Below are 20,730 nucleotides of genomic sequence, written 5' to 3'. Positions count from 1 at the left end.
CGCCACGACCGCACCCACGGCAAGCTCCGCATGGCGCGGGACCTGGTGCCGGGGATGTACGGCGGCCAGCGCGCGCCGCTCCCGCCCGTAGACGTACGTGCCGCCGGAGGCCGGGTACCGGGCGGCGAGCCGCGCCGAGGAGTGCGCGTTGCAGTAGGCGACGACCGCCGCCACCGCGAGGGCGGCGAGGAGCGCGCCGCCCGCCGCGCCGGCCGCCGGGGCGAGGCGGCGAAGATGCCGGCGTCTGTCACGGGCGGAGGCTAACCGGGCCGGATGACGCCTTCACGTCCGGGGAATGGCGTCCGCTCCCGCTCCCACCCTTCGAGGGCCGTCAGACACGCGTGGTCGAGGTGGCGCAGCCCGCTCAGGTCGAGCCGCACCGGCTCGGCGGGCGGCAGGGCGTCCAGCGCGTCCAGCAGTTTGGGCAGCCGCAGGAAGCTGGCGTTGCCCACCACCCGGACGCACAGCCCGGCCTCGTCCCGCACCTCCTCGATGTGCACGTGGGAGGTTTCCCAGGCCGCCTTGGCGATGGCGAGCCCCAGCCCGAACAGCACCCCCTCGAAGAGGTTGGTGACCACGATCGCGGTGGCCGTGGCCAGCAGCACCACCGCCTCACCCCGGTGCGTCCGCCACAGCGCGTGCACGGCACGGGCCGGCAGCAGCTTCCAGCCCGCGTGCAGCAGTACCCCGGCCAGCGCGGCGAGCGGCACGACCTCCAGCACCTGCGGGAAGGCGACGGCGAAGAGCAGCAGCCAGCCGCCGTGGAGCACCCTGGCCGCCCGGGTGCGCGCTCCGGCCTCCACGTTCGCGGCACTGCGCACGATCACCGCGGTCATCGGCAGCGACCCGAGCAGCCCGCACACGGCGTTCCCGAAGCCCTGGGCGACCAGCTCCCGGTCGTAGTCCGTCTTGGGCCCCTCGTGCATCCGGTCGACGGCGGCTGCGCTGAACAGGGTCTCGGCGGAGGCGATCAGCGCGAGCGCGGCCACCGTCCCGAGCGCCCCGAACGAGGCCAGCACCCCGAAGTCGCCCCAGTCCGGCAGGGCCACCGCCTCCAGCACCCCCGTCACCCGGACGCGCTCGACGGGCAGCCGCAGCAGCGCGGCCGCGGCGGTGGCGGCCGCCACGCCGACGAGCGCCCCGGGCACGAGCCGCCACCGGGCGGGCATCCGGCGCCAGGCGGCCATCACCGCGATGGTCCCCGCCCCGAGCGCCACGGCCGCCCAGTCGGCCCGCGCTCCGAGCTCGTGCACCCCGGCCAGCTTCGCCAGGGTGTGCCCCGGAGCCTCCACCCCGCCCAGCGCGTACAGCTGCCCCGAGATCAGCACGAGCCCGATCCCGGCCAGCATCCCGTGCACCACGGCGACCGAGATCGCCCGGAACCACCGCCCGAGCCGCAGCACCCCCATGCCCAGCTGCACCACCCCGGAGGCCAGCACCAGCACCCCGAGCGCGGGCAGGCCGTAGGACCCCACCGCCTCGTAGACCAGCACGGTGAGTCCCGCCGCGGGCCCGCTCACCTGCAGGGAACTCCCGCGGAACCACCCGGTGACCAGCCCGCCGACCACCCCGGTGACGATCCCCAGCTCGGCCGGCACCCCGGATGCGACGGCCACCCCCACGCACAGGGGGAGGGCGACCAGTGCGACGACCACGGACGCCCCGAAGTCTTCGCGAAACGTGCCTGCCCCAGGCATGTGGGAACCCCCTGCCACGCGGTGATGGATGTCACCCAGCGTGGTGGGCGCACCCACCGCTGCCCAAGTGGCCACGGAAGCCCTCGATGGCGCGTGCGCCGCACACGCCCCGCACACACTCCCGAGGGCCCCCGCAACGCCGCGGCCCGGCAGTCCGTGAGGACCACCGGGCCGCGTGGAGGCAGTCCGCCGACCTGGGTCAGCGGTAGTTCACGAACTGGATCGCGAAGTCCAGGTCCTTGCCCTTGAGCAGCGCCTGGACGGCCTGCAGGTCGTCACGGCTCTTGGAGCTGACGCGCAGCTCGTCGCCCTGCACCTGGGCCTTGACGCCCTTGGGGCCCTCGTCCCGGATGATCTTCGCGACCTTCTTGGCGTTCTCCTGGGAGATGCCCTCCTCGATCGAGGCGAAGATCTTGTACTCCTTGCCCGACAGCTGGGGCTCGCCGGCGTCCAGCGCCTTCAGCGAGATGCCGCGCTTGACCAGCTTGGTCTCGAAGACGTCCAGGACGGCCTTCACGCGCTCCTCGGAGTTCGCCTCCATCAGGATCTTCTCGCCGGACCAGGCGATCGTGGCGCCGGTGCCCTTGAAGTCGTAGCGCTGGGAGAGTTCCTTGGCGGCCTGGTTGAGGGCGTTGTCGACCTCCTGCCGCTCGACCTTCGAGACGATGTCGAAACTGGAGTCGGCCATGTGCTGTGGCTCCTTGAAGTCGGTTGTGGCGGCCCCGGAGGGCGCGGCCGGACGTCCCCGGCCCGCTCGGCAAAGCCTAGCCACCGGACTCACCGCAGGTGCTGATCAATCCGGTGGCGAAGCACCCCCGGTCATCAGGTATCGTTTACGTCGTTGCCAGGGAGCGCCGCCGGAAGGCGGAAAAAATGGCAGCAAATCTTGGCGGTGTGCCCGAGTGGCCAAAGGGAGCAGACTGTAAATCTGCCGGCTCAGCCTACCCAGGTTCGAACCCTGGCGCCGCCACGCGAGAGAGACCCCCGTTACTCGTAACGGGGGTCTTCTTCGCATTTCACCGGCGCAGCCGATCATCGGCCGCATCGTCGCGCAGGCCCCGTCGTTCACCAAGGGTGAAATGGACATCTGACACACGGGGGAAGGTCGGCGGCGGCGTGCTCATCGCCCTGCTGGGAGCGAGCCTTCCGGCACTGGTGGGGGCGGCGCTCGACACGCACGTGGGGAAGCCGTACCAGGAGACCAGGCTCTACTTCGGCACCGCGCGTCCCGACGGACGGGGCCCGGTCGAGGAGCGGGAGTTCATGCGGTTCCTGGAACGGGAGATCACCCCCGCCTTCCCCGAGGGGCTGACCGTCCACGACGGGTACGGCCAATGGCGCGGCAACGACGGCAAGGCCGTCCGCGAGACCTCCTACGAGGTGGTGCTGCTGTACCCCGAGAAGGAGGCCAAGGAGCGGAACGCCCGGGTCGAGCGGATCCGGCAGGCCTACGAGGACCAGTACCAGCAGGACTCGGTCGGGCGGTCGGACGACAAGGTCAGCGCCGCGTTCTGAGACCCCGGGTAGCGGGTGAGCCGCCGTGCGGGCCGCCCGGCGGCGGTCAGTTGCCCGCCACGTCCTTGACGGCCACTTCGACCGGGGTCGAGCCGGCGATCAGCTCCAGCGTCAGACCCGCGGTCGCCGGAGTCTCGACCAGCTCCGCGAGGACCGCCGCCACATCGTCCCGCGAGACGGTCCCGCGCCCCGTGTGCGCTTCCAGGCGGACCAGGCCGGTACCGGCGTCGTCGACCAGCGAGCCGGGGCGCAGCACCGTCCACTCCAGGCCCAGCCGGGTACGGACGTGGTCGTCGGCTTCGCCCTTGGCCCGCAGGTAGACGTCGAAGACCTCGTCGCCCTCGTGCCACGCGTCGGCACCCATCGAAGAGACCATCAGGAAGCGGCGCACTCCCGCCCGTTCGGCCGCATCGGCGAAGAGCACCGCCGCGGCCCGGTCCACGGTGTCCTTGCGCGCGACACCGCTGCCGGGACCGGCGCCGGCCGCGAACACCGCCACGTCCGCGCCCTGCAGGATCCCGGCCACGTGCTCGACCGTCGCCGACTCCAGGTCGCACAGCACCGGTTCGGCGCCCGCTTCCCTGAGGTCGTTGCCCTGCGCCGGGTCGCGGATGATGCCCGCCACCTCGTATCCGCCCACGGCGAGCAGGCGCTCCAGCCGCAGCGCGATCTGACCGTGTCCACCCGCGATGACGATGCGCATGTCCCGACCGTACGACGAGCAGGGCGCCCCCGCCCGCGACGGCACGGGAAAGCTCAGGGACCGGGCTCCGTACGGCCCTGCCGGGGCAGGTCCAGGGCCACCGCGACCGCGGAGTCGCAGTACTCCCGTACGGCACTCGTACGGGCTACCACGCGCCCGCGGTGGATCACGATGCGGCTGTACGCGAGGGACAGCACCCCCGCGATCCGGTCCCCGCGCACGGCGAGCAGCTCCGCCGGGAACCCGGCCTCCACCCGCACCTCGGGCAGGCCCATGGCCTCGCGGGCGCAGGCGCTGACCGACTCGTAGGCCTCCCCGGCCCGCAGGCCGCCCTGGGAGGCCAGCAGGTACGCGGCCTCCAGCGGGTCGCCGCGGCCGACCGGATTCCCGGCGTCCCGCAGCGCCCCGCTGCCGGCGGAGACCCGCACCCCGGCGGCCCGCAGCAGCCGCACGGGCGCGGTGCGCAGCCCGCGGCGTTCCAGGGCCGCGCAGTCGCCCTGCGGGAGGCAGGTCACCCGCACGCCGGCCGCGGCCAGCTGGTCGGCGGCGCGGGTCGCCGCGTCCAGCGGGAGCCGGGACAGGCCGCCGCAGGGGCCGATGGTCACCCCGGGCCGCAGTCCGCCGGCCATGGCCGCGAGCCGGGAGAGGCGGGCCGGGTCGTCACCGTCCGTGTGCAGGTCCACGGGGCAGCCGTGCTCGTCGGCAAGATCCAGGACGGCTTCGAGGAACCCGGCCGGGTCGGGGTCCAGGTCGGGACATCCGCCGATCACCGAGGCGCCCATCTTGACCGCGTCCCGCAGCATGGCGAGCCCGTCCGCGCCGGCCACTCCGGTCAGCAGCCGGGGTACGGCCACGGTGGTCAGGTCGGTGAGCCCGCGCAGGGAGCGGCGGGCCTGGAGCACGGCCTCCAGCGGGCCGAGGCCGTGGACGTCGCCGATCCGCACGTGCGAGCGCACGGCGGTGGCGCCGTGGCCGAGCTGGAGCAGCGCGGCCTCGGTGGCCCGCCGCTGGACCTCGTCGGGACCGTAGGAGACGGGCCCCTCGCCGTCGGCGGTCAGGGCGGTGTCCCCGTGGGCGTGCGGCTCGGCCGGTGCGGGGAGCAGCAGATAGCCGCTGAGGTCCACCCGGGACAGCGCCGGGGAGGGAAGGCTGCCCGCGGTGCCGACGGCCTGGATGCGGCCGCCGCTGAGGCGGACGTCGACGGTTCGGCCGTCGGTGAGACGGGCCCCCGCGAGCAGCAGGGTGGTGGCTTCGGCGGCGGCTGCGTTCCCGAGACCGCCGCTCTCGCCACGGCCGTTGCGCGGGGAGTGGGACGGCTGCTGCGGCTGGCTGTCGGACATCGCGCTCCTGCGGTGGCTCGGGCGGTTCCTGGGCCTTGACCGCGGCCCGTGGCCCAAGATCACGCAGCGTGCTCAGAGCCTAGGGCGCGGCGCACCGCGCTTCAGGGAAGAGCGCAATAGTCGTACCGGTGTGGTGCCCACGCGCCCGGCGCGTGCGGGCGAGCCGGGATGCCGGTGGGGAGCGGGTGGGGACGGGGAGGGGAGGGGGAGGGGGAGCGGAGTGGGCGCGGGGTGACCCCGGACACATTCGGGGGGTGAATGGGGGCCGGGGCGGCTCGGGAGCCGATCAAGAAAGGCCGCCGGACCCCCTCGGAGCCCAGTCCCCGCAAAGGATTTGGGCGATGGGCGGGCAAGCGTGTAATGTCTTCATCGCTCGCCCCAATAGCTCAGTCGGTAGAGCGTCTCCATGGTAAGGAGAAGGTCTGCGGTTCGATTCCGCATTGGGGCTCTGGTGAGAGAGGTTCCCCACCCTCGGGTGGGGAGCCGATCACATCAAAGCGGCGTAGCTCAGTCGGTAGAGCAAGCGGCTCATAATCGCTGTGTCACCGGTTCAAGTCCGGTCGCCGCTACACCCAGTAGCCGATTGCGGGGTCGGTCTCCCGATCGGCTACTCTTTTATGCGTTCATCCGTCCCAATCCGTCAAGGAGCACTCACGTGGCTGCCACCGACGTCCGCCCGAAGATCACGCTGGCCTGCGTGGAGTGCAAGGAGCGGAACTACATCACCAAGAAGAACCGGCGTAACAACCCGGACCGCATGGAGATGAAGAAGCACTGCCCGCGCTGCAACTCGCACACCGCGCACCGCGAGACCCGCTGACCCTAGCGAAGTCTCGAATACAGGCAACGTCATGAGGTCGTCCCCTTCATCGGGGGGCGGCCTCGTGTCGTTTGCGGGCTTCCCCCGCCCGTCCGCTCGTATGCCGTCTTGTCCTTGTGATGCACCTGTTCTTTGTGGAGGTAGTGAGTCATGGCTCTCGACCAGTCCTTCGTGGGGCGGAGCTACCCGCCCACCGATCCGTATGAGGTCGGCCGGGAGAAGATCCGCGAGTTCGCGGTCGCCGTGGGTGACGCAAATCCCGTCTACACGGATCCCGAGGCCGCCAAGGCGCACGGCTACTCCGATGTGATTGCTCCGCCGACCTTTGTGTTCGCCATCACTTTCGCCGCGGCGAGCCAGGTGATCGAGGACCCGCAGCTGGGGCTGGACTACAGCCGCGTCGTGCACGGCGACCAGAAGTTCGCCTACTCCCGCCCCGTGCGGGCAGGCGACCGCCTCTCGGTGACCTCCACCATCGAGGCAGTGAAGTCGATGGCGGGCAACGACATCATCGACATCCGTGGCGAGGTCCACGACGAGACCGGTGAGCACGTGGTGACGGCCTGGACGAAGCTCGTCTCCCGCGCCCCCGAGGAGGCCTGACATGGCAGCGCAGATCCAGTACGACGATGTCGAGGTCGGCACCGAGCTGCCGGCGGCCTCCTTCCCTGTGACGCGCGCCACGCTGGTGCGGTACGCGGGCGCCTCCGGTGACTTCAACCCGATCCACTGGAACGAGAAGTTCGCCAAGGAAGTCGGACTGCCGGACGTGATCGCGCACGGCATGTTCACCATGGCCGAAGCGATCCGCGTGGTCACCGACTGGGTCGGCGACCCGGGCGCAGTGGTCGAGTACGGCGTGCGCTTCACGAAGCCGGTGGTCGTCCCGAACGACGACCAGGGCGGGCTGATCGAGGTGTCGGCCAAGGTCGCGGCGAAGCTCGACGACAAGCGGGTCCGCGTGGACCTGACGGCGACGAGCGCGGGCCAGAAGGTCCTGGGCATGTCGCGCGCGGTGGTCGAACTGGCCTGAGGCTGTGGGGGCGGGGGGTACGGGTTCACGCTGGGGCGGGACGTGTGCCCCTTCGGGCCCCGCTCCGGGCCCGTGTTTGCCCACCCGTCCTCTCGGGGGCCGGGGAGCGCCCGAGCCGTCCTCCGCGGCGGGGCCGGGGCGATGGCGGGACTTGCGCCGGCCGGAATCAGAGTGGTCTTGGGGGGTTCCCGGCTGTCCCATCGTCCTTCCGGTTCGGGCCGGTCCGTCAAGAGCGCTCCTTCGTCGCGTCGCTTCGCGATCGCCTTCGGCGACTCTTGACCGACCGTCCCGACCCGGAAAGACAAAGGACAGCCGGGAACCCCCCAAAAGGACGGGCCGGTCCGAGGACAAAGGACGGCCGTGTCGACGATGCCCGACCCCGCTCCGGCCCCCACTCTCCCCCGGGCCCTCCCAGACCGCTCCCCGGACCAGCCGGGCGCAACAGATCGCTACGCGCTCCTCGGATCTCGGCGTCTGCGACCCGTCTGGGGCTGGTCCGACGCCCCAGATCGCTACGCGCTTCGCCCTCACGGCGTCCGACGGCCGCCTGGGGCTGGTCATAGCGCGACCGATCGCTACGCGCTCCTCGATGACGGCGTCCGACCGTCACCTGGGGCTGATCACAGCCGGAGAGGGACGGCGGGAGCTGAAATCTTCACCTGAAGAGGCCGGTGGGAGGGTTGGAGTGGTGAATCCTCGGCCTATCCGAGCTGTATCCACCTCAAGACGAAGACCTCACCACAACCCCACCCCCAAATCCTCCTAATTGGGGCAATTCGATCCCTCTTTTCGGTTGCTCTGCTGCCTGACGTGAGTACAGCTCGACATGGCCGCTGTTTGGGCCTGTTTCCGCCCGGGACGGCGGTCAGGCGCCGTCCCGGAGGAGCGCGTAGCGATCGTTGGCGCCTTGACCGGCCCCGGACGGCCGTCGGACGCCGTCAAGGAGGAGCGCGTAGCGATCTGTTGCGTCAGATCAGCCCCGGACGGGTCGCAGACGCCGAGATCCGAGGAGCGCGTAGCGATTTCGTGCGCCCGATCTGCCCCGAGGGGCTTGTGGTCGAGGTTCGGGGGTGGGTGGCCGCCTGGCCGGTCCGGGGAGCGGGCTGGGAGGGCCCGAGGGGAGAGTGGCGGGCCGCAGCGGGGTCGGACATCGCTGACACGGCCGTCCTTGGAATTGCGGACCGGCCCGTTCTTTTGGGGGTTTCCCGGCAGTCCTTGTCTTTCCGGGGCGGGACGGCCTGTCAAGGGTCGCCGTAGGCGATCGCGAAGCGACGCGACGACGAAGGAGGAGCGCCCTTGACAAGCCGGCCCGACACGGAAGGACCATGGGACTGACGGGAAACCCCCAAGCCCTCTCTGATTCCGCCCAGCCGAAGTCCCGCCACCACCCCCCACCCCGCCGCACAGGATGTCGCCGGCCGCCGCCACCCCACCCCACCCCACCCCACCTGCATGTCCCGCCCCCGCCCACGCCCCGCCCACCCCCCTTGTCAAGTTAGTGATTGAGTACTAACTTAGAAGCATGGCAAGGATGAGCGCAGAAGAGCGGCGTGAGAGCGTCATTCGTGCGGCGGTGCACGAGTTCGCACGTGGGGGCTACTACGGGACCTCCACCGAGGCGATCGCCAAGCGGGTGGGGGTTTCGCAGCCGTATCTCTTCCGGCTCTTCCCCAACAAGCTCTCGATGTTCCTGGCTGCCGCCGGGCGGTGTCTCACCGAGACCCGCGAGGTCATGGCCGCTGCTTCCGAAGGGTTGAGGGGCGAAGAGGCCACGGAGGCCATGGCCAACGCGTACACGCGGCTCATCGCCGAGGATCCCGACAAGCTTCAGATGCAGCTCCAGATGTACGTCGCGGTCGCCGCCGCCGAGGCAGCCGGCGATCACGAGCTCGGGGAGCTCGTCCGGAAGGGGTGGATGGAGCTCTGGGACACCGTTCACGTGCCGCTCGGTGGTGACGTGAGGGAGACGACGACCTTCATGGCGCACGGGATGCTGATCAACACCCTCGCGGCCATGGGCTTCCCGCCCGAGCACCGGGTCTGGGAGGGGCTGTACCCCGAGGCCCGCACCAGTGGCCGTCTGGGCAAGTGAGGATGTGCCGCCCGTCCGGCGGCACACTCATGCACGCGAAAGTTAGTCATCAATTACTAACGAACAATCCGCAGGGGGAATCGTGAACACGCAAGCCACCGGCTCGGACACCAGACTCCGCGGGCCCGCCGTCTGGGCCCTCGTCATCACCGGCGTCGCCAGTTTCATGGCCGCCCTCGACAACCTCGTCGTCACCACCGCCCTCCCCGCCATCCGCGAGGACCTCGGCGGCAAGCTGGAGGACCTGGAGTGGACGGTGAACGCCTACACGCTCACCTTCGCCGTCCTCCTCCTCTTCGGCTCCGCCCTCGGTGACCGGTTCGGGCGGCGGAAGCTGTTCATCGCGGGGCTCACCGTGTTCACCGGCGCCTCCGCCGCGGCCGCGCTCTCGCCGGGGATCGATGCGCTCATCGCCGCCCGCGCCGTCCAGGGCGTCGGCGCGGCGATCATGATGCCGCTCACCCTGACCCTGCTCACCGCCGCCGTGCCGGCGGCCCGCCGCGGCATGGCGCTCGGCATCTACGGCGCCGTCACCGGCCTCGCCGTCGCCAGCGGCCCCCTGATCGGCGGCAGCCTCACCGAGCACATCTCCTGGCAGTGGATCTTCTGGCTGAACGTGCCGATCGGACTCGCGCTCATACCGCTCGCCCGGCTCCGGCTCGCCGAGTCGACCGCCCCCGGCTCGCGCCTCGACATCCCCGGCACCCTGCTCATCAGCGGCGGGCTCTTCGGCATCGTCTACGCCCTGGTCAACGCCAACGCCAAGGGCTGGACCAGCGCCCCCGTGCTCACCGGTCTGATCGTCGGAGCCGCGCTCGTCGGCGGGTTCATCCACCACGGCTTCAACAACGCGAACCCCATGCTCCCCATGAGGCTCTTCCGCAACCGAGGTTTCTTCGGGATCAACCTGGCCAGCCTGCTGATGTTCCTGGGCATGTTCGGGTCGATCTTCCTGCTCAGCCAGTTCCTCCAGGGCGTCGCCGGCTACTCGCCGACCGAGGCCGGGCTGCGGATGCTCCCCTGGACCGGTATGCCGATGATCGTCGCCCCGATCGCCGGGATCCTCTCCGACCGCATCGGCGGCCGTCCCGTCGTCGCCACCGGGCTCGCGTTCCAGGCCGTCGGCCTCGGCTGGTTCGCCACGATCCTGAGCGCGGACGTCTCGTACGCGGCGCAGCTCCCCGCGCTGATCCTCAGCGGGATCGGCATGGCCCTCTACTTCGCCCCGGCCGCCAACGTGCTGATGTCCACCGTGGCCCCCGCCGACCAGGGCAAGGCCTCCGGCACCAACAACGCCCTGCGCGAGGTCGGCGGAGCCCTCGGCGTGGCCGTCCTGGCCTCGGTCTTCTCCGCCCAGGGCGGCTACGAGTCCCCGCAGGCCTTCACCGACGGCACCGTCCCGGCCCTGTGGATCGGCGCGGCCGCCGTGGCCCTGGCCGCGGGCCTCGCCCTGCTGCTGCCCCGCAGGCCCAAGGGCGAGAAGGAGGCCGAGAAGGAGGCCGAGAAGGGGCCGAAGAGGGCGGCTGCGCCCGCGCCCGCCGAGGCCGGGGTCCCGGACGAGGTCGGCGTCGGCGGCTGACCGATCGCGTAAATGTAGTAGCCGAAAAGCAGTTGAGACCCTTACTGTCCTCGTAGTCCGCACGACGGAGGAGCCAGTCATGCCCGACATCCCCTGGTCCACGCCCACGCAGGCCGGCCCCGACGCCGAGGTCTACGTCATGGCCTCCCGCTTCGAGACCGCCACCCTCATCGGCGCCCTCAAGTTCTTCCTCAAGGCCCCCGGCATCATCGGCCAGATCCGCAAGGCCCCCGGAGCCCACGGCACGGCCCTCCGGGCCCGGGTCTTCAGCCGGACCTTCCTCACGCTCTCCGCCTGGGAGGACCGGGACGCGCTCTACCGCTTCGCCCGCAGCGAGCCACACCGGTCCAGCTCCCGCGCGGCCAGCGCGTACATGAAGGAATCGGCCTTCACGTTCTGGACCGTACGGGCCTCCGAGCTGCCCATCGGCTGGGAGGAGGCGGAGCGCCGCCTGGCCGAGGAGAAGTCACGCCACTGAGCCGCGGTCCGTGGCCCCGCAGGGATGCGAGGGGCGCGGACCGTACTCTTGTCCACGTGCAGGAACTCCACGACGCCCCCCTCGCCCCGCTGACCACCTTCCGCCTCGGTGGTCCCGCCAGTCGTCTGGTGACCGCGACCACCGACGCCGAGGTGGTCGCCGCCGTCCGCGCCGCGGACGAGAGCGGCACCCCGCTCCTGGTCATCGGCGGCGGCAGCAACCTGGTCATCGGCGACCGGGGCTTCGAGGGCACCGCCCTGCGCATCGCGACCACCGGCTTCACCCTCGACGGCACCACCCTGGAGCTCGCCGCCGGCGAGAACTGGAGCGACGCCGTCGCCCGCACCGTCGAGGCAGGCCTGGCCGGCATCGAATGCCTCGCCGGAATCCCCGGCTCCGCCGGTGCGACCCCGATCCAGAACGTCGGGGCGTACGGCCAGGAGGTCTGCGACACCATCACCGAGGTCGTCGCCTACGACCGCACCCGGGGCGAGACGGTCACGCTGACCGCCGCCGAATGCGCCTTCCGGTACCGCAACAGCACCTTCAAGGACCAGCCCGAGCGCTACGTCGTCCTCCGCGTCCGCTTCGCCCTGGAGGACGCGGGCGGGCTCTCCGCGCCCATCAAGTACCCCGAGACCGCCCGCGCCCTCGGCGTCGAGGCCGGCGACCGGGTCCCCGCCGCGACCGCCCGCGAGACCGTACTGCGCCTGCGCGCCGGCAAGGGCATGGTCCTCGACCCCGCCGACCACGACACCTGGTCGGCCGGCTCGTTCTTCCACAACCCGATCCTGACCGACGAGGCCTACGCCGCCTTCCTCGCCCGCGTCCAGGACCGTCTCGGCGCCGAAACCACCCCGCCCGCCTACCCCGCGGGTGACGGCCGTACGAAGACCAGCGCGGCCTGGCTGATCGACAAGGCCGGATTCACCAAGGGCTACGGCACCGGCCCGGCGCGCATCTCCACCAAGCACACCCTCGCACTGACCAACCGGGGCGAGGCCACCACCGAGGACCTCCTCGCCCTGGCCCGCGAGGTGGTCGCGGGCGTCCACGCGGCCTTCGGCGTCACCCTGGTCAACGAACCAGTGACGGTCGGCGTCAGCATCTGAGGAGCCCCGGCCGCCCATGCTCTGTCCCCTGCACGGGGCCGGTACGGACCCCACTCGCCTCGTGGGCCGCACGCTCAGCCGAGTCGTCGCGTCCTGGCACGTCAGCGACGGCGAGCGCTCCGAGGCCCCCCTCGACGTCTGGCTGATCGACAGCGTCGGCGACTCCATCCGGATCACGACCGGCTCCGACCAGTGCCTGATCGTGGAGTCCGCCCCGCCGCACGAGCCGTACGACATGGGGGAGTGGGGCCGCATCGAGGTCGGCGAGGACCTCGGCGACCACCCCTTCCTGCGCCACCTCGGCGAGATCGTCGCCTCGGTCGCCGAGTTCGCGCTCCCCGAACAGGGCCGCACCCACCTGGAGATCGGCTTCCCCGACGGCGGCCGGGTGCGCGCCGACTGCTACGAGGGGGACCTGCGGCTCACCCGGTGATCAGGACGCCAGCCAGTGGTCGATCCCGGCCAGCAGCTTGGCCTGTACGTCCTCCGGCGCGGCCGAACCGCGCACCGACTGGCGGGCCAGCTCGGCGAGCTCCGCGTCCGTGAAGCCGTGGTGGCGGCGGGCGATCTCGTACTGGGCCGCCAGCCGCGACCCGAAGAGCAGCGGGTCGTCCGCACCCAGGGCCATCGGCACCCCGGCCTCGAAGAGGGTGCGCAGCGGCACGTCCTCGGGCCGCTGGTAGACGCCGAGGGCCACGTTGGAGGCCGGGCACACCTCACAGGTGATCTGCCGGTCGGCGAGCCGCCTGAGGAGCCGCGGGTCCTCGGCGGCCCGTACGCCGTGCCCGATGCGGGCCGCGTGCAGGTCGTCGATGCAGTCCCGGACCGAGGACGGGCCGGTCAGCTCGCCGCCGTGCGGGGCGGCGAGGAGGCCGCCGTCGCGGGCGATCGCGAAGGCCCGGTCGAAGTCGCGGGCCATGCCGCGGCGCTCGTCGTTGGAGAGCCCGAACCCGACGACGCCGCGGTCGGCGTAGCGGACCGCGAGGCGGGCGAGGGTGCGGGCGTCGAGGGGGTGCTTCATGCGGTTGGCGGCGATGAGGACCCGCATGCCGAGGCCGGTTTCCCGGGAGGCCGAATCGACGGCGTCGAGGATCAGCTCGACGGCCGGGATCATCCCGCCGAGGAGGGGGGCGTAGGAGGTGGGATCCACCTGGATCTCCAGCCAGCCGCTGCCGTCCCGTACGTCCTCCTCCGCGGCCTCGCGCACGAGGCGCTGGATGTCCTCCGGCTCGCGGAGGCAGGAGCGGGCGGCGTCGTAGAGCCGCTGGAAGCGGAACCAGCCGCGCTCGTCGGTGGCGCGCAGCTTCGGCGGCTCGCCGGCGGTGAGGGCCTCAGGGAGGCGGACGCCGTACTTGTCGGCCAGCTCCAGGAGGGTCGATGGGCGCATCGAGCCGGTGAAGTGGAGGTGGAGGTGGGCCTTCGGCAGAAGCGTGAGATCGCGTACGTGCTCCATTTGGCGATCCTGCCGTACCGCTGCGCTCGGCGGGAGGGGGTTTTACCTTTTGGGGGCTTGCCCGTACGCATGCACGGGGGCTGGGGCGGGGCCGTACCGCTGCGCGGGCCCCCGGGCGCTGCCCGGACCTGCGCCTCAAGCGCCGACGGGGCTGAAGGACCGGGGGCGCTGCCCCCGGACCCCGGTCCTCGAACGCCGGACGGGCTGGAATTGCCCGCGGCGCGGGGTCCGGGGCGGAGCCCCGGGGAACGGCGGACGGGCGGGTGGGGGACCTGCTCCGCGCAGCGGCCGGGCCCGCGCCGGGACATGCCTGAGCGGCGGCCTCCCGGGAGGGGAGGGCGCCGCTCAGGGGGTGTTGCGGGCCGCGTCAGGCCTAGGCCTTGGCCTCCGCGAGGAGCTTCTGGATGCGGGAGACGCCTTCCACCAGGTCCTCGTCGCCCAGGGCGTAGGACAGGCGGAGGTAGCCGGGGGTGCCGAAGGCCTCGCCCGGGACGACCGCGACCTCGACCTCGTCCAGGATCAGGGCCGCGAGCTCGACCGAGGACTGCGGGCGCTTGCCGCGGATCTCCTTGCCGAGGAGCTCCTTGACCGACGGGTACGCGTAGAACGCGCCCTCGGGGGTCGGGCAGAAGACACCGTCGATGTCGTTGAGCATCTTGACCATCGTCTGGCGGCGGCGGTCGAACGCCTTGCGCATCTCGGCGACGGCGTCGAGGTTGCCCGAGACGGCGGCCAGCGCGGCGACCTGGGCCACGTTGGAGACGTTGGACGTGGCGTGCGACTGCAGGTTCGTCGCGGCCTTGATCACGTCCTGCGGGGCGATGACCCAGCCCACGCGCCAGCCCGTCATGGCGTACGTCTTGGCGACGCCGTTGACGATGATGCACTTGTCGCGCAGCGCCGGGACCAGCACGGGCAGCGAGGTGAACTTCGCGTCGCCGTAGACCAGGTGCTCGTAGATCTCGTCGGTCAGCACCCACAGGCCGTGCTCGGCGGCCCACTCGCCGATCGCCTTCGCGTCGGCCTCGGAGTACACCGAGCCCGTCGGGTTGGACGGGGAGACGAACAGGACGACCTTGGTGCGCTCGGTGCGCGCGGCCTCCAGCTGCTCGACGGAGACGCGGTAGCCGGTGGTCTCGTCGGCGACGACCTCGACCGGGACGCCGCCGGCGAGACGGATGGACTCCGGGTAGGTGGTCCAGTACGGAGCCGGGACGATGACCTCGTCACCCGGGTCGAGGATGGCCGCGAAGGCCTCGTAGATCGCCTGCTTGCCGCCGTTGGTCACCAGGACCTGCGACGCGTCGACCTCGTAGCCCGAGTCGCGCAGCGTCTTGGCGGCGATCGCGGCCTTCAGCTCGGGAAGACCGCCGGCCGGCGTGTAGCGGTGGTACTTCGGGTTGCGGCAGGCCTCGACCGCGGCCTCGACGATGTAGTCCGGGGTCGGGAAGTCGGGCTCGCCCGCGCCGAAGCCGATCACCGGGCGCCCGGCGGCCTTGAGGGCCTTGGCCTTGGCGTCGACGGCGAGGGTGGCGGACTCGGAGATGGCGCCGATACGGACGGAGACGCGGCGCTCGGAGGAAGGCGTTGCAGAGGTCATGCGAGCAATCGTCCCAGACGCCAAACAGGCGCCGCACACCGTTTCAGTCACCGGACCGAAGCATGGCCGGAGGACGTCCGGTCCGGTGCTGTTCGACGTCAGGGCCCGGTTCACGTACACTCACCTGTCGTTGGACCTCGCCGACCGCTGCAGAGCGTGAGCACTCCGTGCACTCGTCCGGATGCGGTAGGTTGGGGGACGCAAAGGGTCGTAGCTCAATTGGTAGAGCACTGGTCTCCAAAACCAGCGGTTGGGGGTTCGAGTCCCTCCGGCCCTGCTCCACACTCCACTCTTCGGATGTGTGTGCGCAGGTACGTACTTCGATGCAACGCCGTGCGGCGCAACCGGGCGCGGTACGGCCACGACCCGGATTCAGGTGAGAGACGTGACGGACGCCCTGGGCTCCATCGACATGCCTGACGCCGAGGACGAGACGCGCGAGAAGAAGGCCCGAAAGGGCGGCAAGCGCGGCAAGAAGGGCCCTCTGGGCCGGCTCGCGCTGTTCTACCGCCAGATCGTCGCGGAACTCCGCAAGGTTGTCTGGCCCACTCGCAACCAGCTCACGACGTACACCACCGTGGTGATTGTTTTCGTCGTCATCATGATCGGTCTGGTGACCGTGATTGACTTTGGGTTCGAGAAAGCCATCAAGTTCGTCTTCGGCTGATCCCCGCGGGGGGCGGCGCCTTGATGGTGTCGCCCGTTTTCGCATGTTCCACCACCTTTTGTATCCAGGAAGAAGCAGCCACCGTGTCTGACCCGAACCTGAACGCGAGCCACGACTCCGTCGAGTCCGTCGAGGACGCGCTCGACATCGTCGAGGCGGCGGACGCTGTGGACCCCGACGAGGCCGAGCTCGCCGACGCCGAGGCGGGTGTCGCCGCCGAAGAGGCCGCGCTGCACGTCGAGGACGAGGGTGACGTCGACGCAGAGGTCGAGGACGACGCCGAGGCCGAGCCGGTTGCCGACGAGGCAGACGAGGAAGACGAGGCCGAGGCCGAGGCCGAGCTCGAAGAGGCCGTCGAGGCCGAGCCCGCCGAGCCCGTCGACCCCATCCAGGCCCTGCGCGACGAGCTGCGCCTGCTCCCCGGCGAGTGGTACGTCATCCACACCTACGCGGGCTACGAGAAGCGCGTGAAGGCCAACCTCGAGCAGCGTGCCGTCTCGCTGAACGTCGAGGAGTTCATCTACCAGGCCGAGGTGCCCGAGGAAGAGATCGTCCAGATCAAGAACGGCGAGCGCAAGAACGTCCGGCAGAACAAGCTGCCCGGTTACGTTCTCGTCCGCATGGATCTGACGAACGAGTCCTGGGGCGTCGTCCGCAACACCCCGGGTGTCACCGGCTTCGTCGGCAACGCCTACGACCCGTACCCGCTGACCCTGGACGAGATCGTCAAGATGCTCGCGCCGGAGGCCAAGGAGAAGGCCGACAAGGCCGCCGCCGAGGCCGCGGGCCTGCCGGCCCCCGCCGTCAAGCGCACCATCGAGGTCCTGGACTTCGAGGTCGGCGACTCGGTCACCGTCACCGACGGTCCGTTCGCGACGCTGCAGGCGACGATCAACGAGATCAACCCGGACTCGAAGAAGGTCAAGGGCCTCGTCGAGATCTTCGGTCGCGAGACCCCGGTCGAGCTCAGCTTCGACCAGATCCAGAAGAACTGACGATCTTCTGGGCCAAACGCTTCCGGACAGGTCAGATCGCCCCGTAAAGGGCGGTCTGACCTGCTCGGTTTTTAGCCCCGCACCGATACCCGTTATCGTGGTGCGGTATGCCTCCATCCGGATGACCGGATCGGCGGCTGAAAACTCTCACTAGGACCCGGAGAGAGCAATGCCTCCCAAGAAGAAGAAGGTCACGGGGCTTATCAAGCTCCAGATCAAGGCCGGTGCGGCCAACCCGGCTCCGCCGGTCGGCCCCGCGCTCGGTCAGCACGGCGTCAACATCATGGAGTTCTGCAAGGCCTACAACGCCGCGACCGAGTCGCAGCGTGGCATGGTCGTGCCGGTGGAGATCACGGTCTACGAGGACCGCACCTTCACCTTCATCACCAAGACTCCGCCGGCCGCTCGCCTCATCCTGAAGGCCGCGGGCATCGAGAAGGGCTCCGGCGAGCCCCACAAGACCAAGGTCGCCAAGCTCACCGGCGCCCAGGTCCGCGAGATCGCCGAGCTGAAGATGCCCGACCTCAACGCCAACGACGTCGACGCCGCGATGAAGATCATCGCCGGCACCGCGCGCTCGATGGGCGTCACGGTCGAGGGCTGATCCAGCCACCCCCAGCACCACCCAGTGGTAGGACCAAGCGCTGGTCCGCACCACGACTCCATGCCTGAAGCCAAAACACAGGAGCAGAAGTGAAGCGCAGCAAGACTCTCCGCGCTGCGGACGCCAAGGTCGACCGGGAGAAGCTGTACGCCCCGCTCGAGGCCGTCCGTCTCGCCAAGGAGACCTCCACGACCAAGTTCGACGCCACCGTCGAGGTCGCCTTCCGCCTGGGTGTCGACCCGCGCAAGGCCGACCAGATGGTCCGCGGCACCGTGAACCTCCCGCACGGCACCGGCAAGACCGCCCGGGTCCTGGTCTTCGCGACCGGTGACCGTGCTGCGGCCGCGGAAGCCGCCGGCGCCGACATTGTCGGCGACGACGAGCTGATCAACGAGATCGCCAAGGGCAACCGCCTGAACGAGTTCGACGCCGTTGTCGCCACCCCGGACCTCATGGGCAAGGTCGGCCGCCTCGGCCGCGTGCTCGGTCCCCGTGGCCTGATGCCGAACCCGAAGACCGGCACCGTCACCATGGACGTCGCCAAGGCTGTCACCGACATCAAGGGTGGCAAGATCGAGTTCCGTGTCGACAAGCACTCGAACCTGCACTTCATCATCGGCAAGGTCTCCTTCTCCGATGACAAGCTGGTCGAGAACTACGGCGCGGCCCTGGACGAGATCCTTCGTCTGAAGCCGTCCGCCGCCAAGGGCCGCTACGTCAAGAAGGCCGCCCTCAGCACCACCATGGGCCCCGGCATCCAGCTGGACCCGAACCGCACCCGGAACCTCCTCGTCGAGGAAGACCCGGCTGCTGTCTGAGCCTTCCCGGCTCACTGAGTGGCTGAACGGGCCCTTCGCCCCCCTTCCCGGGGTGGCGGAGGGCCCGTTTTCCGTGTTCATGGCCACATCGCCCTGACACGGTGCTTTCGGGCGCGCGACGGGCCCGTGCGGGAACGTATGGTCGACCGAGCAAGTGATCGACAACAAGGGGTGGGGGACCTCCATGTCCACGTCCGTGTACCGGAAGAAGACCGTCGGAGCCGCCCTGGCGGCCGTACTGCTCGTGGGCGGGGCCACGGCGTGCGAGAACGGGAAGAAGGACGACGCCGGCAAGCGGGCCGTTCCGTCCGCGCAGCCGAGCTCGCCCGCGGCCGGCGGCAACGCCACCGAGGCCCTCGCGGCCGCGTACAAGAAGACCTCCGCGGCGAAGTCCGCCAAGGTGCGCATGACGATGTCGATGCCGACGAGCCTCGGCGGGGGCGGCACCGTGGAGCTGACCGGCGTGCAGGGCTGGGACCCGAACGTCATGGACATCACCATGAAGGGCGCGCTCGCCCCGGGGAAGGGCGCCGACACCATGCGCATGATCATGTCGAACAACGTCATGTTCATGGAGATCCCGGCCGACTCGCCCTCGTCCGCCGTCATGGAGGGCAAGCGCTGGATGAAGCTCGACATGAACGCCGCCGGCACGGGCTCGGGCGACGCGGCGGCGCTGAAGAAGCTCGGCGGCCTGGGCTCCATGGACCAGAGCCAGGACCCCGCCAAGCAGCTCGCCCTGCTGCTCGCCTCGCCGAACGTGAAGAGCGTCGGCGCGGAGAAGGTCGAGGGCGTGGACACCACGCACTACAAGGGCACCCTGACCTTCGAAGAGATGCTCGCGGCCAACCAGAACTCCAAGGAGCTGAGCGAGGCCGACCGGGCCAGGCTCACCGAGGCCATGAAGACGGCCGGCATCAAGGGCTACGACATGGACGTGTGGGTCGACAAGGACGGCTACCCGGCCCAGATGAAGGTCGGCATCGGCACGCCCCAGGGAACGATGACGGTCGACGCCCACTACTCGGACTACGGCTCGGCGGCCACCGTCCAGGCCCCGCCGGAGAACGAGACGCTCGACCTCGTCGCCATGCTGCAGGGGCTCGGGAAGGCCGGCGCAGGGGCCTGACCAGCCCGCGCGTTCCTCGGTAGCACAGAGAAAGATCCACCATGGGGGAGAACCAGATGCACAAGCACGTCCTGATCCGGGCCGGCGTCGCCGCGGCCGGGGCCGCACTGCTCGCGGGCGGGCTGACGGCCTGCGGCGGCGAGAAGGCCGACGGGGCCGGGGCGGAGCCCGGCGCGAAGGCCGCCGCGAAGGCCGAGACCCCGGCCGACGCGGTGAAGGCCTCGTACGTGAAGACGGCGGCGGCCAAGTTCGCCCGGTACGACATGACGATCACGGGGAGCGACGGCAAGGCCGACCAGCTCACCGGCACGAAGGGCTGGTACCCGGCCGCCACCGGCATCGACGCCAAGGGGGCCGACGGCAACCAGGTCATGCTGGGCGACGTCGTCTACACCCACATGGACAAGCCCCTGCAGGGCAAGTCCTGGATGAAGATGAACCTGAACAAGGACGGGAAGCCGCGCCACCGGCTGGGCGACGACCCGGCCGAGTACCTCGCACTGCTCCTCGGCCAGCAGAAGCTCACGCTGGTGGGCGCCGAGCAGCCCGACGGCGTGGAGGCCAAGCACTACAAGGGCAGCCTGACCGGCGCGGAGCTGCTCGCGGTGGACGAGTCCACCAAGGTCATGGAGGAGGCGAACCGCCGGTCCCTCCAGGAGGCGCTGAAGGACTACAGCGCGATCGACGTGGACCTGTGGATCGGCAAGGACGGCTACCCGGTCCGCGTGGACTCGTCGCGGGTGACCAAGGACGGCACGACGAAGGTCTCGGCGAAGTTCTCCGGCTACGGCACGACCGAGCCGGTCAGCGCGCCCCCGGCGGACCAGGTCGTCGACTTCGACGAGGTGCTCAAGGGCGTGGACAAGACGCTCAAGGAGTCCGACGAGAAGCTGAAGGAGGCCGACCAGACGCTGAAGGACGCGGGGCTGGGAGGCCTCGGCGGTTCCTGAGCCGACCGGCTCCCGAGGGCGATTTGCCTCGGCTGGAACCCTTCGCGTACTCTTCCACAGAAGCCAAAGACCGCTGGTCGTTGCCGTGCCTGCAAGGGTGTGGTGGCCGAAGGATCCGTTGACTACGGACGACCCGCGCAGGTGA

At 70.6% G+C, this 20,730-nt stretch carries 21 protein-coding genes and 4 tRNA genes; 19 read left to right on the top strand and 6 right to left on the bottom strand.

The window, feature by feature from the left end; all coding sequences use genetic code 11:
• Window positions 1-260 precede the first annotated feature (260 nt).
• Together ACIGFK_RS38455 and ACIGFK_RS38450 are read right to left on the bottom strand one after the other, a co-directional pair.
• Complete coding sequence (locus ACIGFK_RS38455; RefSeq protein WP_376661714.1) at window positions 261-1,697, bottom strand: SulP family inorganic anion transporter; 1,437 nt, start codon at window positions 1,695-1,697, stop codon at window positions 261-263.
• 199 nt (window positions 1,698-1,896) lie between these two features.
• Complete coding sequence (locus ACIGFK_RS38450; protein WP_150209206.1) at window positions 1,897-2,385, bottom strand: YajQ family cyclic di-GMP-binding protein; 489 nt, start codon at window positions 2,383-2,385, stop codon at window positions 1,897-1,899.
• A 200-nt stretch (window positions 2,386-2,585) separates the two neighbouring features.
• On the opposite strand from ACIGFK_RS38450, the gene ACIGFK_RS38445 reads away from it, so the two are divergent.
• Together ACIGFK_RS38445 and ACIGFK_RS38440 are read left to right on the top strand one after the other, a co-directional pair.
• Window positions 2,586-2,667 (top strand) — tRNA-Tyr (locus ACIGFK_RS38445).
• Between the two features lie 146 nt (window positions 2,668-2,813).
• Window positions 2,814-3,212 (top strand): DUF3574 domain-containing protein, encoded by a 399-nt coding sequence (locus ACIGFK_RS38440; protein ID WP_376661713.1) that lies wholly within the window; start codon window positions 2,814-2,816, stop codon window positions 3,210-3,212.
• A gap of 46 nt (window positions 3,213-3,258) precedes the next feature.
• On the opposite strand, the gene ACIGFK_RS38435 is transcribed toward ACIGFK_RS38440, so the two are convergent.
• Together ACIGFK_RS38435 and ACIGFK_RS38430 are read right to left on the bottom strand one after the other, a co-directional pair.
• The gene (locus ACIGFK_RS38435) at window positions 3,259-3,915 is read right to left on the bottom strand and encodes an SDR family oxidoreductase (RefSeq protein WP_376661712.1); all 657 of its coding nucleotides are present in this window, start codon (window positions 3,913-3,915) and stop codon (window positions 3,259-3,261) included.
• A gap of 53 nt (window positions 3,916-3,968) precedes the next feature.
• Window positions 3,969-5,255, bottom strand: a complete 1,287-nt coding sequence (locus ACIGFK_RS38430; protein WP_376661711.1) for an amidohydrolase family protein — start codon at window positions 5,253-5,255, stop codon at window positions 3,969-3,971.
• 375 nt (window positions 5,256-5,630) lie between these two features.
• Between ACIGFK_RS38430 and ACIGFK_RS38425 the strand changes: the two genes are divergently transcribed.
• The 10 genes from ACIGFK_RS38425 (at window position 5,631) to ACIGFK_RS38380 (ending at window position 12,802) form a co-directional block, all read left to right on the top strand.
• Window positions 5,631-5,703, top strand: a tRNA-Thr gene (locus tag ACIGFK_RS38425).
• Between the two features lie 48 nt (window positions 5,704-5,751).
• A tRNA-Met gene (locus tag ACIGFK_RS38420) sits at window positions 5,752-5,824 on the top strand.
• A gap of 86 nt (window positions 5,825-5,910) precedes the next feature.
• Window positions 5,911-6,075 (top strand): 50S ribosomal protein L33, encoded by a 165-nt coding sequence (rpmG, locus tag ACIGFK_RS38415; RefSeq protein ID WP_007265873.1) that lies wholly within the window; start codon window positions 5,911-5,913, stop codon window positions 6,073-6,075.
• A gap of 150 nt (window positions 6,076-6,225) precedes the next feature.
• Window positions 6,226-6,678 carry a MaoC family dehydratase N-terminal domain-containing protein gene (locus tag ACIGFK_RS38410; protein WP_376661710.1) on the top strand — a complete coding sequence of 151 codons (453 nt, stop codon included), beginning with the start codon at window positions 6,226-6,228 and terminating at the stop codon, window positions 6,676-6,678.
• Window position 6,679: 1 nt separating this feature from the next.
• Window positions 6,680-7,108: a MaoC family dehydratase gene (locus ACIGFK_RS38405; RefSeq protein ID WP_376661709.1), complete on the top strand. Its 429-nt coding sequence runs from the start codon at window positions 6,680-6,682 to the stop codon at window positions 7,106-7,108.
• 1,522 nt (window positions 7,109-8,630) lie between these two features.
• Window positions 8,631-9,200: a TetR/AcrR family transcriptional regulator gene (locus tag ACIGFK_RS38400; protein ID WP_376658110.1), complete on the top strand. Its 570-nt coding sequence runs from the start codon at window positions 8,631-8,633 to the stop codon at window positions 9,198-9,200.
• Between the two features lie 82 nt (window positions 9,201-9,282).
• Window positions 9,283-10,779 carry an MFS transporter gene (locus ACIGFK_RS38395; protein ID WP_400055555.1) on the top strand — a complete coding sequence of 499 codons (1,497 nt, stop codon included), beginning with the start codon at window positions 9,283-9,285 and terminating at the stop codon, window positions 10,777-10,779.
• A 79-nt stretch (window positions 10,780-10,858) separates the two neighbouring features.
• Window positions 10,859-11,257: a DUF3291 domain-containing protein gene (locus ACIGFK_RS38390; protein WP_376658108.1), complete on the top strand. Its 399-nt coding sequence runs from the start codon at window positions 10,859-10,861 to the stop codon at window positions 11,255-11,257.
• Complete coding sequence (locus tag ACIGFK_RS38385; RefSeq protein WP_376658111.1) at window positions 11,254-12,369, top strand: UDP-N-acetylmuramate dehydrogenase; 1,116 nt, start codon at window positions 11,254-11,256, stop codon at window positions 12,367-12,369. Before ACIGFK_RS38390 ends, ACIGFK_RS38385 begins: the two co-directional genes overlap by 4 nt.
• A 16-nt stretch (window positions 12,370-12,385) precedes the next feature.
• Window positions 12,386-12,802 carry a hypothetical protein gene (locus tag ACIGFK_RS38380; protein ID WP_376658107.1) on the top strand — a complete coding sequence of 139 codons (417 nt, stop codon included), beginning with the start codon at window positions 12,386-12,388 and terminating at the stop codon, window positions 12,800-12,802.
• On the opposite strand, the gene ACIGFK_RS38375 is transcribed toward ACIGFK_RS38380, so the two are convergent.
• Window positions 12,803-13,822, bottom strand: a complete 1,020-nt coding sequence (locus tag ACIGFK_RS38375; protein ID WP_376658106.1) for an adenosine deaminase — start codon at window positions 13,820-13,822, stop codon at window positions 12,803-12,805.
• A gap of 373 nt (window positions 13,823-14,195) precedes the next feature.
• On the bottom strand, window positions 14,196-15,422 hold the full coding sequence (locus ACIGFK_RS38370) for a pyridoxal phosphate-dependent aminotransferase (RefSeq protein ID WP_376658105.1): 1,227 nt from the start codon (window positions 15,420-15,422) through the stop codon (window positions 14,196-14,198).
• A 204-nt stretch (window positions 15,423-15,626) separates the two neighbouring features.
• On the opposite strand from ACIGFK_RS38370, the gene ACIGFK_RS38365 reads away from it, so the two are divergent.
• The 7 genes from ACIGFK_RS38365 (at window position 15,627) to ACIGFK_RS38335 (ending at window position 20,585) form a co-directional block, all read left to right on the top strand.
• Window positions 15,627-15,699 (top strand) — tRNA-Trp (locus ACIGFK_RS38365).
• Between the two features lie 108 nt (window positions 15,700-15,807).
• Window positions 15,808-16,089 (top strand): preprotein translocase subunit SecE, encoded by a 282-nt coding sequence (gene secE, locus ACIGFK_RS38360; protein WP_030388883.1) that lies wholly within the window; start codon window positions 15,808-15,810, stop codon window positions 16,087-16,089.
• A gap of 83 nt (window positions 16,090-16,172) precedes the next feature.
• Entirely contained in the window at window positions 16,173-17,084 is a 912-nt protein-coding gene (nusG, locus tag ACIGFK_RS38355; protein WP_400055551.1) for a transcription termination/antitermination protein NusG, read from the top strand.
• A gap of 169 nt (window positions 17,085-17,253) precedes the next feature.
• Window positions 17,254-17,688: a 50S ribosomal protein L11 gene (gene rplK, locus ACIGFK_RS38350; RefSeq protein ID WP_030154660.1), complete on the top strand. Its 435-nt coding sequence runs from the start codon at window positions 17,254-17,256 to the stop codon at window positions 17,686-17,688.
• Window positions 17,689-17,777: 89 nt separating this feature from the next.
• Window positions 17,778-18,506, top strand: a complete 729-nt coding sequence (gene rplA / locus ACIGFK_RS38345; RefSeq protein ID WP_376658103.1) for a 50S ribosomal protein L1 — start codon at window positions 17,778-17,780, stop codon at window positions 18,504-18,506.
• 184 nt (window positions 18,507-18,690) lie between these two features.
• On the top strand, window positions 18,691-19,635 hold the full coding sequence (locus ACIGFK_RS38340; RefSeq protein ID WP_400055550.1) for a hypothetical protein: 945 nt from the start codon (window positions 18,691-18,693) through the stop codon (window positions 19,633-19,635).
• A gap of 41 nt (window positions 19,636-19,676) precedes the next feature.
• Window positions 19,677-20,585 carry a hypothetical protein gene (locus tag ACIGFK_RS38335; protein WP_400055548.1) on the top strand — a complete coding sequence of 303 codons (909 nt, stop codon included), beginning with the start codon at window positions 19,677-19,679 and terminating at the stop codon, window positions 20,583-20,585.
• Window positions 20,586-20,730: the final 145 nt, after the last annotated feature.

Origin of the sequence: Streptomyces sp. NPDC085524 (assembly GCF_044541755.1) — a bacterium.
GTDB lineage: Bacteria > Actinomycetota > Actinomycetes > Streptomycetales > Streptomycetaceae > Streptomyces.
This window is presented reverse-complemented; position numbering and strand designations above follow the sequence as displayed.